Source organism: Alicyclobacillus tolerans, assembly GCF_048984885.1.
GTDB lineage: Bacteria > Bacillota > Bacilli > Alicyclobacillales > Alicyclobacillaceae > Alicyclobacillus_I > Alicyclobacillus_I tolerans.
This window is the reverse complement of the sequence record NZ_JBMGNK010000002.1, coordinates 1,863,692-1,878,863: the sequence shown is the minus strand read 5'-3', so window position 1 is coordinate 1,878,863 and position 15,172 is coordinate 1,863,692. Positions and strand designations below refer to the sequence as shown.

The following is a 15,172-nucleotide window of genomic DNA, read 5'->3' as shown; positions in this document are numbered from 1 at the left end:
TTACCAAAACCCCATATGCCGGGAGGCATGATTGTAAGGAACAATAAAAACTATTCAAGGGCATCTCCAATGAAGATGTCCTTTTCATTTTCCACTTACGAAAAAGGGGGAAAAATGTCATACTATTGTTTATAGAAACAAGCGTCCATAGGAGGAGACATTTTGCCAACCAAAACATCCATACAAAATATCGGTCAATTTCTCGGTCAGTCAGTAACCTTGCAAGGATGGCTCTATAACAAGCGTTCCAGTGGCAAAATCGTATTTTTGCAACTGCGTGACGGCACAGGTACGATTCAATGTGTAGCAGTGAAAGCTGAACTTCCAGAAGAAGTCTTTCAAATATGCCAATCTTTAAAGCAAGAAGCTTCTTTGCGTGTAACTGGTGAAGTCAAAGAGGACGAACGTGCTCAAAATGGTTATGAGCTAACGGTTCAATCCGTTGAATTGTTGCACCAATCCGATGACTATCCCATCAGTTTAAAAGAACATGGTGTGGATTTTTTGCTCGATCATCGACATCTTTGGATTCGCACTCCCAGACAGCGTGCTATTTTAAAAATTCGTTCAGAAGTTCTTCAGGCTATGACGCTTTTTTTCTCAGAAAACGGATTTACACGAGTTGATCCGCCCATTCTTACGCCAACTTCTTGCGAAGGAACGTCTGAACTATTTCATACGCAATACTTTGATGAAGACGCCTACTTGACTCAAAGTGGCCAGATGTATATGGAAGCAGCCGCCATGGCTCTTGGAAAAGTCTATTCCATGGGACCTACTTTTCGCGCAGAAAAATCTAAAACGCGCCGTCATTTGATTGAATTCTGGATGATTGAACCTGAGATGGCATTTGTCGATCACGATGAAAATATGCGCATTCAAGAGCAATTTGTCTCTTATATTGTTCAACATGTACTCAAGCACTGCGCAATCGAGCTCAAAACGGTGGGACGAGATATCAGCATACTTCAAAACGTTCAACCACCGTTTCCACGAATGACTTATGACGAGGCTATCAAGTGGCTCAATGACAATAACTATGAAATCGCATGGGGTGAAGATTTTGGAGCACCTCACGAAACAGCTTTGGCGGCTCAATTCGATCGACCTGTTTTCATTGAACGATACCCTACAGCCATAAAAGCTTTCTATATGCAACCTGATCCGGATCGCCCTGAGGTGGCACTTTGCGCAGATTTATTAGCTCCAGAAGGATACGGAGAAATTATTGGCGGAAGTGAGCGTATTCATGATTTCGCCCTGCTTGAAAAACGTTTTGAAGAACATCAACTTCCCAAAAAAGATTACGACTGGTATCTGGATTTGCGTCGTTACGGCAGTGTCGTACATTCCGGCTTTGGCATTGGATTAGAGCGGACTGTAGCTTGGATTTGTGGTCTTGAACATGTTCGTGAGGCTGCCGCTTTCCCGCGCATGCTCTATCGATTGAAACCTTAATGGAAGTTCTGTTTCTCCTCAAAGTAAAGAAAACTGTCCTTCGCATCTGACCATGTTATACTTTGAGGAGAATAGGGGGAAACGAGATGAAGCCATCTTCTCGAACACTGCATGATGCAGATTTTTTAAGTCAACCTTTTGTTGCCGTGCCAACCTTGTTACTCTCGTCCTATTCGGAATTGGATGTAAGTGCATCTGAATTTATGGTTCTCCTTCATATCTTAGCCGCATCACAAATTGAAGGTACCACAGATATTTCTGGTGCTGAATTGGCCAATCGTTGCAAAATGACGTCCATTGAAGTGATGCGTTGTTTAGACCGCCTTGTACAAAGTAACTACTTGGCGGTGGGCGAGCGAATTGACGAACAAGGAGCACATTGTACTTATTTTGATTTGGCTCCCTTATGGCGCAAAATTCGTGGTCAAAAAGATACCCCTTATCGGGAGTGGAGAAAAGATCCAGTCACTCTTTTTGAGGAAGAATTTGGACGACCACTCTCTGGGCTAGAATTAGAACAGCTTAGACAGTGGCTTGAAGTTGACAAATTACCTGAATGGATGATTATTGAGGCATTGCGCGAAGCGGTTTATGCCAATAAATTCGCATTTAAATATATCGACAGGGTACTTTATCAATGGCAAAAAAACCGTATCCGCACCAGACAAGAATTAGAAAATTACAGAGAGAACTTTCGGGCTGTTCAACAACAGCCAAAGACATCTGCACCATCGTCTCGTCGGCCTACTTCAGGTATACAAAATTATGGAAAGTCAACGCAAAACGGAAGTACGTCTCAACGAGATCAGCGATATAGCGCTTTTTATGAGTTGTTTCCGGACGCCTGAAGAAGTAAAGATCAATTTTGCGAACAAGCCAAAAGGAGAGCCAAACGAATGCGTGTACTTGTCACTGGAGGTACAGGTTATGTAGGATATCCCATCGTTCGCAAACTGTTGCAGGAAGGATATAAAGTTCGCGTTTTTCAACGTGGTCAGCGACCGCTAGAAACACTGAAAGACGTGGAAAATACTCAAGTAGAAGTTATAAAGGGAAATATTTTAGATGCAAAAGTGGTGGAGCAGGCAGCACAAGAATGCCAAGCCATTCTCCACTTGGTTGGAATTATCAGAGAAGATCCACGACAAAATATTCTTATGGACAATATCCATCGAGTGGGCACTCACCATATCGTAGAAGCTGCTAAACGAGCTGGAGTGCCGAGAATTGTTCACATGAGCGCTCTGGGTGCCCGTCGCGATGCAATTTCTAAATATCACCAATCGAAGTGGGAAGCTGAGGAAGTTGTTCGTAACTCACAACTGGAATACACAATTTTTCGACCTTCCGTCATTTTTGGTAAAGGTGGGGAAGGTCCTAATTTCCTCCGCCAACTGGGTGATCTCGTTCAGAAATCTCCCGTTGTACCCATTCCAGGAAATGGTCTACAGCGTTTACAACCTGTCTCAATTGACACAGTAGCATCCGTTTTTTGCGCGGCTCTGAAGGAAGCAAACAGCATCGGGAAGACGTATGATCTTGCCGGATCGCAAACATTAACCTATTTAGAAATCTTGCGCGCAGTTGCCAAGACCTTGAAACGTCCTTTTTATCCTCTGTTTTTACCGTTTTCACCTCTGTTGGCCACAGCCAAAAAATTAGAGGTTTTTTCTTGGTTCCCTATTACTTCTGATCAATTACAAATGCTGAAAGAGGGAAACGTATCTCCACGTTGGAAAGAGGTGTACAGTGACTTTCATCTGACACCTCTTTCGTTCCAAGCGGAATGGTCTTGACTCTAAAGCTTTCTAGTTCTCTGCTGAGGTTGACACAGACTGACCAGGCAGCGCAAAATCAGTCAGTTTGCGTTTTTGCTCTTCAAAGCGCTCAAGCGCCAATTGAATCAAACGGTCCACCAGTTCTGCGTAACCCATTCCGGTAGCTTCCCAAAGCTTAGGATACATACTGTATTGAGTAAATCCTGGCATGGTGTTGATCTCGTTTAAATAAACTTTACCCGTGTTTTTCTCAATAAAGAAATCTATACGTGCCAGTCCTGCACAATCTGCTGCCCGATAAGCCGCAATGGCGATTTCCTGCACTTCTTGTCTCTGAGCGTCACTCATAGGCGCAGGAATTAATAATTCCGACTCTCCGCTTATATATTTGGCGTTATAATCATAAAATTCTCCAGCGGGTATAACCTCGCCTGGTACAGAGGTTTGAGGATTATCATTGCCTAACACAGCGATTTCAATTTCACGAACTTGAAGCCCTTGTTCTATAATTAAGCGTCGATCATACCGAGCTGCCAACTGCATAGCTTCATGGAGACGGTTTCGTTCTGTTACCTTACTGATGCCAACACTCGATCCAAGATTTGCCGGTTTGACAAAGCAGGGATATCCAAGTGTTTCCTCAATGCGTCGCTCTACTACTTGTGAATCGTTTTCCCATTCTGATCGTAATACAGACATATATTTGACTTGCGGAAATCCATGAGCTGAAAAAAGCTGTTTCATAGCAATTTTATCCATACAGAGCGCAGAAGCGAGGACTCCCGAGCCTACATAAGGTATACCTAACATTTCTAACATACCTTGCATTGTCCCATCTTCACCATAGGAACCATGTAAGACAGGGATAATAACATCCACTTTCGGCGTATCATGGTTTTCCGTTGTATACTTGACATGGTGAGCAGGGGTTACGTTGGGGGACAGGTGAGACCACGCTTCTCCCATTTCTTCGCCAAGACCAGGGTGGACAGTATGACTCGGTAAAGACTCTACCAAACCGCGCTGTAAAGCAGTCTGCGCAGCTTCACCCAGTACAAATTTACCTTCTTTGCTGATTCCAATGGGAATCGCTTCGTATTTGCAGGGGTCTAATGATTGAATCATAGAGCGCCCGGACATTACAGATACTTCATGTTCGCCTGACTTTCCACCAAAGAGTACGCCAACCCGCAATCGTTTCAAATCGCTCTCTCCTTTAAATAAATCCTTTTATGATTCAAACACAGGGGGATGCTCATGCTACCAACCACAATTTCACGCTTACTCCAGGCCTATCCTTTTACACTGCTGCAAGGAAATCCTGAACAACCTGTTACCGGTATCTCCATTGATACTCGAACCTTACAACCCGGAGACGTGTTTGTAGCCTTTACCGGCACTCGGGTTGACGGCCACGAGCGGATTGAAGAAGCATTCAGTAAACAAGCTGCTGCTGTCATCATAAGCCGTCCTGAGGCACAATACGCTCTACAAAACTTCGCACATTTTCCTGTTTTGCTGGCTCAAGACACTTTACAAGCTGTTCAAGCCATTGCTCGACAAGAAAGAGATTCGTTTGATGGTCCTGTATTTGGTATTACAGGCAGCAACGGAAAAACCACCAGCAAAGAGATGCTATTAGCTTCTCTCTCAACTGTCACACAACCTCTTGGTACAAAAGGAAATTTCAACAATGAACTCGGCATGCCTCTTACTATACTACAACGTTCGCCTAAAGATGGTGCTATGGTACTGGAAATGGGGATGAGGGGAAGAGGGCAAATTGCGGAACTTTGCCAAATTGCACGTCCAACCTGTGGACTCATTACCAATATTGGACACAGTCACATTGAATTGCTCGGCAGTCAAGAGGCTATAGCCGATGCAAAAACCGAATTATTTGCAGCGTTGCCAGCTGACGGCTTTGCGATTGTCAATATGGACGATCCATTTTTAAAAAAACGTATTCATCGAACGAAAGCACAGATAGTGGATGTTAGTTTGCATGACCAAACATGTTCCGTATACGCAAATGATATTCAACTTGGGGATGAAGAGACCTCTTTCACATTCGTGATGAACGGCCATCGACACTCTGTCCGTTTGTTGGCAAGTGGGTTACACAATGTGCAGAATGCATTGCTTGTGCTCGCTGCCGCATCTGCCTGTGGTTATGAAATTGACGGCTTAATTCAAGGAATGGCCACTTATCGACCGACACAAGGAAGACTTTACCCTAGAAAAGGCGCTTATGGACGCACGATTCTTGACGATTCTTACAACGCCTCGCCTCTGTCAGCTCGAGCAAGTCTAGACGTGTTAAAAATAACTGGCGATGTCAAAAAGAAGTGGGCCATTCTTGGAGATATGTATGAACTAGGAAACTATACGGAAGAAGGACATCGCACTGTAGGTGAATATGCCGCTCACCTAGGAATTCCTGTTATATGTATTGGACAATTTGCAAAGATTATGGCTGATGCGATTGCCCAAGCTGGTGGAAAATGCGAATACTTTCCCAGCATAGAGGAAGCACTTCCACATTTACCATCTTTGCTTCCTGTGGATTCAGTCGTACTCGTCAAAGCTTCTCGAGGCATGCAATTTGAAAAGATTGTTGAGCATTTGGTGAACGGTTAAAAATTCGCCAAAAAAATCACAGTCTCACCCCGTGTCTGCCATTGACACAAAAGATGCATTTGATAAATAATACAGTGTCTAAACTAAAAGAGAGACTTGGTTATCTGAGTCAACCAAGTTCACTAAGCGAGGAGGCAACACCTCTCTATGAACGCCCGTAGATTGTTAATTATTAACGTCATTATCTTATTAGTCATCGTCATTGCCGGGTTTGTAGGGTACTACTTTTATAATCAATCTACCCTTTATCTGACAACTGATGATGCATCCGTAACTGGTAAACAAATTGTAATTGCCGCGCCTGCTTCAGGCAAAGTTGTGGATTGGAACGGAACATTTGGACGTACCTTCACAAGTGGGGATACCGTAGGGGATGTTCAAATGCAACAGGGTACTAAAACAGTGGACGTCGCTATTCCAATGCCTCAAGATGGTACCGTCGTGCAAAATGAAGCGGTAGATAACGAATTTGTAGCGGCTGGCACACCGCTTGCCTATGCCTACAATATGCAGCAACTTTATGTGACAGCCAATATTAAAGAAACTCAAATCAGTCAAATTAAGATTGGACAAAATGTGAATGTTTATGTGGACGCATTTCCAGGAATCACAATCAAAGGTACGGTAGAAGACATCGGAATGGCTACGGCTAGTACATTTTCGCTTCTTCCTACACAAAGTACCACAGCTGATTTCACAAAAGTAACGCAGGTTATTCCTGTGCGTATCGCTTTACAAGGTTACCAGGGAATCGGCTTGGTACCTGGCATGAGTGCTACAGTCAAAATCCACAAATAATCTTAGCTGGAATAAAACATACGCCATGTATCTCGTTCTATCAAGATCGGGCTAAGGCTAAGAAAAAAGTCAACTGAATTCGGACATAAGAAAGCTCTTAACTTCGTGTTGCTTAAAAAAGCACCTGTTAAGAGCTATTTTTCGTAAAATAGATAGAAAAATCTATATAAAGGATGACTGATCCACTATGAATAAGCCGAATATCGAGGCAGAACAGTTTTTTTCGGTTGACATGCGAGTTGGGACCATATTGTCAGCAGAGAGGTTTGCAAAAGCAAAAAAACCAGCTTATCAATTAACCATCGATTTTGGGCCTCTAGGTATTCGTCATTCCAGCGCTCAAATTACTCAAAGATATCAACCAAACGATTTAATTGGCCGTCAAGTAGTGGCTGTAGTCAATTTACCTCCGCGAAATATTGCAGGTTTTTCATCTGAAGTGTTGGTTTTAGGTTCGATGGGGGAAGATGGAGATGTTATTTTGTTAAGACCAGATGAAAGAGCCGAAAACGGATCGCCAATAGGATAAGCATATTTAACTGTATTTTTGTTGACCAAATTGATAGGTGGTAATTTCAGAATGGATTGTATCAGTTCGAATCTTTTTGATATTCCACCGATTCGGTTGCTGATCTAAAATCCTGGCTGGAGCAAGAACAAAAATTGATGAATGAAATTCAAGAAGCAATTTCTGGACAACGTAAAAAAACAGGAGAATTCTTAAGAGAACTATATGCTTGACTGAATGACTATTCGACAAGCCCCTTTTTTACAGCCTCCAATTTAACATAATATATATTATCGGACGTTATATTCTCGAAACGAGATCGCCATTCTCCCCAAAATACATAAATGGATTTGGGTGTGGAAACTATATCCACATATTCAATATTTTCAATTTCAAAATGAGGTGTTACTTTGGATCACGTTCACCTTGCAAGAGCTCTATTTGGCATGTCTCTGGGTTTTCACATCATTTATGCAACACTCGGAGTTGGTATTCCTTTTATGGTTACAGTGGCTGAAGTAAGCTATGCGCTTACAGGCGATCACGATTATGCCGTCATGGCAAAGCGCTGGACACGCGGATTTACCGTATTATTAGCTGTCAGTATCACAACTGGTACCACTGTCGCATTACAACTGAGCCTTTTATGGCCCAAATTCATGCAGTTGGTCGGCCAGGTCATTGCATTACCATTTCTTATTGAAGTTTTTGCTTTCTTTTTAGAAGCGTTGTTTATGTCTATCTATGTGTATGCAGCCGATCGTATTCCTCGCCGCTGGCGGATTCTGAGCGTTTTATTAGTTGCCATTGGAGCAGCCGCTTCTGCGCTCTTGATTACTGATGCCAATGCATTTATGAATGCTCCCCAAGGATTCCGGTTAGTCAACGGTCGTGCTGTAGACATCCATCCTTGGCAAGCTGTATTTAATCGCGCTCTGCCAACCTCTGATTTTCACGTGATGATGACTGCTTATATGGCGGTTGGATTTGTAACGGCGGCTATTGCTGCTTATGGATTGCTTAAAAAATCTCATACTGAAAGAGAAAGGAAACATCAATACAAAGCTCTCATGCTATCGCTCGCTCTGGGCGGGCTATTTGGTCTTGTTGCTGCTATCAGCGGTGACTCTGCGGGTAAATATTTAGCCAAATATCAGCCAGAAAAATTAGCCGTAGCAGAAGGATTGTTTCAAACACAAGCACATGCGCCTCTTGTCATTGGTGGTTGGGTAAGCGGTACCCGACAGGATGTCATTGGCGGTATAAAAATTCCTGATTTTCTTAGTTGGTTAGCTACAGAGCGACTGGATGGCGTGGTATTAGGTTTAAATTCCTTCCCTCGCGACACTTGGCCGCCCCTTTTTCTGCACCTTTTTTTTGATGGTATGGTGGGTATTGGAACTTTGTTAATTTTTTTCGCCATCTTTGCCTGGTTAGTGAAAACCTTACGCAAGCAACATGAATATCCATTTCCCAATTGGATGCTGGTCGTAACTGTGTTGACCGGCCCTCTTGCCATGCTCGCTATTGAACTTGGCTGGATTTATGCTTGTATAGGACGTCAACCATGGATTATTTACCATGTCATGCGCACTGCCGACGCTGTTACCTCAGCACCGTATGTAGGATGGATGTTTGTGCTTTTTATGCTGCTTTATTTATTACTCGCCATTGGATCTATTACCGTACTTCGTTTTTATTTTTCACGTCACCCACTCTCGGACGATATAGACCCTAGCGCACCAAAACCAAGAAGGGTGGTTTGGCTTCCATGACTGCAGCCATTTGGGGAATCTCCCTCCTTTGGGCCATCGTTTTTATCTATGGCATCGCAGGCTCAATTGACTTTGGAGCCGGTTTTTGGGCGATGGTATTCTTTAAAGAAGAACACGCCAGTGCAGCTACCATCGCCAACCGCTATCTATCTCCTCTTTGGGAAGTCACCAATGTCTTTCTCGTCCTTTTTTCTGTGTCCTTAGTAGGGCTATTCCCAACAGCTGCTTTTGTGTTTGGCAATATTCTTTTGGTACCCGGTTGCTTGATTCTCATCTTTTTAACCTTGCGAACAGTATTTATGGTCTACGCACATTCGATTGATCGATACCAACAACCTCTGCGAGTTATCTCCGGAATCACTGGCGTTATCATCCCTGCTCTACTCATGAGTGTGTTCCCAATTGCTCAAGGTAACTTTCTCATACAAAACCATGGGCGGTTGACACTTTCATTAACACAACTGTTCAGTAGTCCCACCACTTATGTGTACATCTTGTTAGGTCTAACCAGCGAGTTGTTTTTATCAGCCATGTTGTTAGCAGACTACTCGCGAATTGCAAACGATTCAACCGCTTTTTATTTATATCGCAAACAAGCAATCTGGTTAGGTCCTATAAACATGGTATGGGCTTTTATTGCTTTTTTTTGGATTGCTCAGTCAGCTCCTTGGTTGGAAAAAGACATGCTCTCCCAATGGCCTTGGTTTTTGGTCTCCGGAGGCTTCTTTGTACTCGGTTACCTCCTTACCGTATCCACCAGAGAAAATTTACATCTGCGTTTTCGCTTGGCTGTCGTTTCTCATGTTGTCCAGTACGGCTGCGCGATGATTGGCTATGGTCGGGCTCATTTACCGTATCTTATCTATCCATATGTAACCATCCAGGACAGCTTTACCAACTCAGAAATGTTTCGAGCCTTGATTGTCGTTCTTATTCTCGGAATTGCTATACTCTTTCCAGGATTTATATGGTTTTGGAGACTTTTCTTAGAGAACCGAGCTTACGTATCAAAAGAGGACTAAATAGATAAAAATCTTTCTCCTATCCGTGTTTCATGGTCAGCATAAAAAAACAGACACCGGCATATCAAAATCGGTGTCTGTTTGACTTGGTATCTGTAAAGCTTATAACGAATCTTTCTAATCAATTCATATGTTTGATTCAACGTCTCCCTGCCAGCCTAACATACCACCTGTTAAATTGTAAATTTTTTCATAACCAAGACTGGCCAATAATTCACAAGCTTTACTGCTCCTACCACCACTACGACACACGATAACAGCTTCCACATTGGGTTCAATTTCTTGGTAACGTTCATTCAATTCACCAAGAGGGATAAGTTTCGCTCCTGGAATATGACTGGATTGAAATTCTTCTGGCTGACGAACATCAATAATTTGTAAATTCTTGTTAGATTGTAAGTGCTCTAATACATCATTGGTTTGCCACTGTGTAATTTCCATAGCATAGAACCTCCTTAGCTTTGCCATTTGACAGACTTTCGCATATAGGTCTCCGTATTTTACTCATATAACATAGTCAGAGACATACAAGCAGTTGCAGAAAAGAACAGATTGTTTTATTCTGAACATAACATATAGCGGAAGGGCGAGGCTGACAATTCAGCCCTTCCGCCGGGGTACTAGGAGCGAGGCTTAGCTTGGTCGGCAGCCTCGTTTTCGTCTGTTTTCCTCAGTTCTGCAGCAGTTTTGCGATACTCCATAAAAGCTTTTAAAACTCCGAGTAAAGCAACACACAGGCCGCAGAAAGCTTCCAACCAACGAAAGATGCTCATTCACCCCTCACCTCCCTCCGTCTATGACGTCAGGAGGAAAGGCGGAAGGTGCCCTTCCTAGTATCTATTCTATCAAAATCAACTCTTTACGGGTAATTCATTTTCACAAACAAAGGAGAGTCGCCCATGACTCATGTTGTGCGATTAGAACAAGTCACTGTCAAACGTCAGAATAACCTGTTAATAGACCAAATAGATTGGACGGTCGATCGCGATCAGAATTGGGCAATTGTAGGTAGAAATGGCGCGGGAAAAACTACACTTCTAAAGCTGTTAACAGGCTATATCTGGCCAAGTAAAGGAAGTGTTACTGTACTGGGAGAAACTCTGGGCAAGGTAGAACTTAGTGAATTGCGAAAAAAAATTGGTTGGATCAGTGCTGCGCTGCTGAGCGAACTTGAACAATCCAGTGCTTCCTCGAATGTTCTTGATGTGGTTTGCAGTGGTTATTTTGCTTCGTTTGGCTTATGGAAAGAGGTACCGACTCACATCCGTATCCAAGCATTTGATTTATTAGAACAGATGGGAATTTCGTCTTTAGCTCAAAGAAATTTTTCCGTTCTTTCACAAGGTCAAAAGCAAAGTGTCATGCTTGCTCGTGCATGGCTATCGAACCCAGAACTACTTATCTTGGATGAACCATGTGCAGGGCTTGACGTGCCTGCTCGAGAAGCTTTACTTCAATCTTTATCTGCCATATCTCAACAAAAAGACGCTCCTACAATGCTTTATGTAACCCATCATATTGAAGAAATTCTCCCTTCTTTTCAGTATATAGCTCTGTTGGATCAAGGAAAATTGGTTGCACAAGGACTGCTTGCAGAGATTTTAACGGGAGCTACACTCTCAAAATTATGGCATCTATCTGTGGATGTCCTGTGGCGTGAAAACCGCCCCTTTTTAATCCCCGTGCCAACAGGTCAGAAAATATGACTATTTTTAAAATACGTTATCCATCCGACTCTTACTGTGTCATGGGTTACCTATCCCTCCCCGCAGAATATGAATGGAACGAAATGAGACTAGAACACCATCTGTTGCAGGCATTACCAGAAAAAGATAGACCTTGTTTGAAAGTAAGCAAAGTAGCAGAAAATTTCCCCAAACGCTTCCAACTAAAAGCAGATCACATGCTAGCAGATTTCTTTCCAGCAATAGTCTATTGCAGAGGCGGAATTGGACGTGTAGGTCAGGTTCGTCTGGAATGGATGCATGATTTCTCTCAATTGGGTTTTGTCGTGTTTGCTCCATGCTATCGTGGCAGTGAAGAAAGCGATGGACACGACGAATTTGGCGGAGCAGAAACAATGGATGTATCCGTCGCTATTTCTATGCTTCAATCACTTCCCTTTGTTCAGAAGAATAGAATTTCATTATTAGGTTTCTCTCGCGGTTCTATTAACGCTGCACAAGCGGCATATTTCAATCCTTCTATACACAAACTTATTCTATGGGGTGGTATCTCCCATTTGGCCAACATATACGAAGAACGAATAGATTTGAGACGAATGCTGAAGAGAGTCGTTGGCGGAACACCTAAACGTTATCCGGAGCGATATGCATCGAGATCACCCGAGATCATCGTTACAAAGTTGAATTCACCAATACTCTTGGTACATGGCACGAATGACCAACAGGTTGATTTTTCTCATGCTATACGAATGGAAAATGTTTTGCGGGAAATGGGTAAAAATCCAGTGACACATTTTTACTATGGACTTGGACATCATTTGCCGCGCCCGATTCATGAGGCAGCTGTAAATCGAATGTGCGATTGGCTCTGTCAGAAATAGAATGATGAAAAGATTGTATATTCTTTTCAATTCGGAAAAACACTTTCTTCGTACAGAAGATGGATTCGTAGCGAAGAGGGGTTGACGAAAATGAATGGAAAGAAAATTGTACATTGGAAGAAATTTTCTAAACTGACGTTGTGGAGTAGTGCACCGTTTTTATTGGCATGTCTACTCAGTGGCTGTGGCCATATGCGAGTTGGCGCTAGCAGTACTCCCATTCAACCCATACAACTTGGCGTCAATACCCCCTCCTCCATTACTCCAAGTGTGGGAGACGTATCGAATATTTACGCACAAGCAGTGCCGAGTATTTGCACCATTACCAGCGTTCATCAAAACCATACCAGCGATAATGAACCCACAGAAGATATAGGCACTGGTTTTATCATTGACAACCAGGGAGATATAGCCACCAACGATCATGTCATTGCAGGCAGCGAAACTGTGTTAGTAGCGATTGGCTCACAGACTTATCAAGGCAGAGTTCTTGGCACAGATAAGTTGGATGATTTAGCCATAGTACGTATTCCCACCCATATCTATCGACCACTTTCCTTAGGAACAGCCACAGATCTTCGCCCCGGACAAAACGTCATTGCTATTGGTAACCCTTTTCAATTGACAGATACGGTCACAAGCGGAATTATTAGTGGACTTCACCGTAGCATGCCATCCATTGGCCAGCGTGAAATGAACGATTTAATACAAACGGATGCTCCCATTAATCCTGGTAATTCGGGTGGTCCTTTGCTCAATGCGAATGGTCAAGTGATTGGTATCAATACTATGATTGTTTCACCTGTCAAGGGATCCATTGGTATAGGATTTGCTATCCCTATCGATCGACTAAAAAAAGTGATGCCCGATTTGCTTTCGGGTAAGCAAGTTAAATACCCGTGGATAGGGATTACTGGCTACACCGTCACTCCCATTCTCGCTCAGCACTATCATCTACCTGCTCCGTACGGCGTTTTAGTCATACAGGTTTTGAAAAACGGTCCAGCTGCTCAAGCTGGCCTTCGTGGCATCCATAACACGGATAGTGCCAACTTGTCCAACGCTGAACTGATAACAGCCGTCAACGGCAAGGCAGTCCACTCCGTATCTGAATTGACATCAACCATTAGTGAGTATCGGATCGGACAAAAAATTTATCTGACTGTATTCGAAAACAAACGAGCACAAAATATCCCTTTGATACTGGGAACCTTTCCAGAAGATGAATAACCTGCGAACATTTTCTCAAGATGATGATTTTAGTGCAGTAGGTAATGGAAAAGATCGAATTGCGACTCGCATTTTTCCTGATGCGGCTGGGTGAATTTCTTCCAGCCGTTCTACGCTGATTTGTATATCGCCCATTTTATCTTTAATTTGTTGGCAGAAAGCTGAAATGTCCTGTTGATTCAGTTGCCCATTATCCTTCAGACGCAAAATCAATTGCTCAACAGACACTTGTTCAATTTGAAATTGCTGAATACTTGGCAATAGACGGGCAATATTGGTGAAGTACTGACCATTGACCAGTAAGCCGTCGCCTCTAAGAAACGTATCATCTTCTCGCCCATCGACTGAACGGATTAAAGGCAGCGTTCGGCCGCAGGAACAAAATTCACTGCTCAGTTGTACCATATCGCCCAAACGGTAACGCAATCGCGGCATCACATAATTGTGCAGATCTGTCACGACCAAAAAACCTGTTTTCCCTTCTGGTAACATCTTACCTGTTTGCGGGTCGACCACTTCCATAAGAGTGTTGTCTACACTTGCGTGCATGTTACCCTGGGGACACTCATATCCCATAATGCCGCCTTCGCGAGCTCCATATTCATTGATAACTGGAGCACCAAACACTTCTTGCAGCAGTTTTCGCTGGGCATCTGTCAACACTTCAGCGGTGGATACAATACCTTTGATACGATGCAGGCGAAGCGGTTGCCCAGTAGCTTGAATACCTCTGGCCAAAATTTCCATTGATGATGGCCAACCATAAAGATAGACAGGTTGGAACGACTCAATAAGCGACCGATATTCCAGCATTCTCTCCGGTTGCAATGCAAATGCGGGAATGAGAACACGATTTTTTAGCCAACGCTCTTTCAGACGCCAAGACATCATAGCAGATTGCTTCAATTCAATTGGCGAGCCCCAAACCATCAAACACGGATCCCAGGGACGGATGCCCCACCACGACAAACCTCGCCATCTAGCAGCTTCCGAATATTCTACCGCATGACGATTCATATAAAATGTAACAGGTTCCCCTGTCGATCCTCCTGAACGATTGAGGAAAATGGAAGACGTGTCTGCCGTATCAGAAAGGAAGTCATCTCTTCTTGGACGAAAAGACTGTTTTGTAAGAAGTGGAATTTCCCGTAAAACATAAAATGGGTTATCCAATTCATTAAGCAGATATTGAAACTCTTTGTACGCTGGGACATGCGTTAAAGCATGTTTCAATAGCGACTGCAATTGCGACTTTTGCAACTCTCGCAGTTCACTGCGATTCATGGTTTCATGGTGTTGCAGTTCAGAAATTCTGTCCATTACACGGTTACCCCGCCAGCGTTTCATAGCGGGGTAAACAGCATATTGAATAAAGCGACTGGTCATATTCATAAAAA

The 15,172-nt window shown here is 43.2% G+C and carries 15 protein-coding genes; 11 read left to right on the top strand and 4 right to left on the bottom strand.

What is annotated here, in order from left to right:
* Positions 1-162: 162 nt before the first annotated feature.
* From asnS to ACOJUR_RS09390, 3 genes are all read left to right on the top strand, one after another.
* Positions 163-1,458 carry an asparagine--tRNA ligase gene (asnS, locus tag ACOJUR_RS09400; RefSeq protein ID WP_420949863.1) on the top strand — a complete coding sequence of 432 codons (1,296 nt, stop codon included), beginning with the start codon at positions 163-165 and terminating at the stop codon, positions 1,456-1,458.
* An 86-nt stretch (positions 1,459-1,544) separates the two neighbouring features.
* Positions 1,545-2,306, top strand: a complete 762-nt coding sequence (locus tag ACOJUR_RS09395; protein WP_072873186.1) for a DnaD domain-containing protein — start codon at positions 1,545-1,547, stop codon at positions 2,304-2,306.
* 48 nt (positions 2,307-2,354) lie between these two features.
* Entirely contained in the window at positions 2,355-3,254 is a 900-nt protein-coding gene (locus tag ACOJUR_RS09390; protein ID WP_420949862.1) for a complex I NDUFA9 subunit family protein, read from the top strand.
* Between the two features lie 12 nt (positions 3,255-3,266).
* Here ACOJUR_RS09390 and ACOJUR_RS09385 read toward each other — a convergent pair whose 3' ends face one another.
* On the bottom strand, positions 3,267-4,439 hold the full coding sequence (locus ACOJUR_RS09385; protein ID WP_072873184.1) for a D-alanine--D-alanine ligase family protein: 1,173 nt from the start codon (positions 4,437-4,439) through the stop codon (positions 3,267-3,269).
* A gap of 54 nt (positions 4,440-4,493) precedes the next feature.
* Between ACOJUR_RS09385 and ACOJUR_RS09380 the strand changes: the two genes are divergently transcribed.
* The 5 genes from ACOJUR_RS09380 to ACOJUR_RS09360 all read left to right on the top strand — a co-directional run bounded on the left by ACOJUR_RS09380 (position 4,494) and on the right by ACOJUR_RS09360 (position 9,979).
* On the top strand, positions 4,494-5,876 hold the full coding sequence (locus ACOJUR_RS09380; RefSeq protein ID WP_420949861.1) for a UDP-N-acetylmuramoyl-tripeptide--D-alanyl-D-alanine ligase: 1,383 nt from the start codon (positions 4,494-4,496) through the stop codon (positions 5,874-5,876).
* Positions 5,877-6,023: 147 nt separating this feature from the next.
* Positions 6,024-6,674, top strand: coding sequence for an HlyD family secretion protein (locus tag ACOJUR_RS09375; RefSeq protein ID WP_072873182.1), 651 nt, complete (start codon positions 6,024-6,026; stop codon positions 6,672-6,674).
* Between the two features lie 187 nt (positions 6,675-6,861).
* Positions 6,862-7,203: a tRNA-binding protein gene (locus tag ACOJUR_RS09370; RefSeq protein WP_420949860.1), complete on the top strand. Its 342-nt coding sequence runs from the start codon at positions 6,862-6,864 to the stop codon at positions 7,201-7,203.
* A gap of 389 nt (positions 7,204-7,592) precedes the next feature.
* A complete protein-coding gene (locus ACOJUR_RS09365; RefSeq protein WP_306953781.1) occupies positions 7,593-8,957 on the top strand; it encodes a cytochrome ubiquinol oxidase subunit I in 1,365 nt (454 codons plus the stop codon).
* Positions 8,954-9,979 carry a cytochrome d ubiquinol oxidase subunit II gene (locus ACOJUR_RS09360; protein ID WP_072873168.1) on the top strand — a complete coding sequence of 342 codons (1,026 nt, stop codon included), beginning with the start codon at positions 8,954-8,956 and terminating at the stop codon, positions 9,977-9,979. The genes ACOJUR_RS09365 and ACOJUR_RS09360 overlap by 4 nt, the downstream gene beginning before the upstream one ends.
* Before the next feature lie 126 nt (positions 9,980-10,105).
* Here the strand turns inward: ACOJUR_RS09360 and ACOJUR_RS09355 are convergent, their stop codons facing one another.
* Both ACOJUR_RS09355 and ACOJUR_RS09350 read right to left on the bottom strand, forming a co-directional pair.
* Positions 10,106-10,420 carry a rhodanese-like domain-containing protein gene (locus tag ACOJUR_RS09355; protein ID WP_420949859.1) on the bottom strand — a complete coding sequence of 105 codons (315 nt, stop codon included), beginning with the start codon at positions 10,418-10,420 and terminating at the stop codon, positions 10,106-10,108.
* 179 nt (positions 10,421-10,599) lie between these two features.
* Positions 10,600-10,752 carry a hypothetical protein gene (locus ACOJUR_RS09350; protein WP_165611934.1) on the bottom strand — a complete coding sequence of 51 codons (153 nt, stop codon included), beginning with the start codon at positions 10,750-10,752 and terminating at the stop codon, positions 10,600-10,602.
* A 126-nt stretch (positions 10,753-10,878) separates the two neighbouring features.
* Between ACOJUR_RS09350 and ACOJUR_RS09345 the strand changes: the two genes are divergently transcribed.
* The 3 genes from ACOJUR_RS09345 to ACOJUR_RS09335 all read left to right on the top strand — a co-directional run bounded on the left by ACOJUR_RS09345 (position 10,879) and on the right by ACOJUR_RS09335 (position 13,775).
* Complete coding sequence (locus ACOJUR_RS09345; RefSeq protein WP_203115489.1) at positions 10,879-11,685, top strand: ABC transporter ATP-binding protein; 807 nt, start codon at positions 10,879-10,881, stop codon at positions 11,683-11,685.
* The gene (locus tag ACOJUR_RS09340) at positions 11,682-12,545 is read left to right on the top strand and encodes an alpha/beta hydrolase family protein (RefSeq protein WP_420949858.1); all 864 of its coding nucleotides are present in this window, start codon (positions 11,682-11,684) and stop codon (positions 12,543-12,545) included. Before ACOJUR_RS09345 ends, ACOJUR_RS09340 begins: the two co-directional genes overlap by 4 nt.
* Before the next feature lie 90 nt (positions 12,546-12,635).
* Positions 12,636-13,775 (top strand): S1C family serine protease, encoded by a 1,140-nt coding sequence (locus ACOJUR_RS09335; protein WP_420949857.1) that lies wholly within the window; start codon positions 12,636-12,638, stop codon positions 13,773-13,775.
* Between the two features lie 15 nt (positions 13,776-13,790).
* Here the strand turns inward: ACOJUR_RS09335 and ACOJUR_RS09330 are convergent, their stop codons facing one another.
* Positions 13,791-15,167 (bottom strand): phenylacetate--CoA ligase family protein, encoded by a 1,377-nt coding sequence (locus ACOJUR_RS09330; RefSeq protein WP_420949856.1) that lies wholly within the window; start codon positions 15,165-15,167, stop codon positions 13,791-13,793.
* Positions 15,168-15,172: the final 5 nt, after the last annotated feature.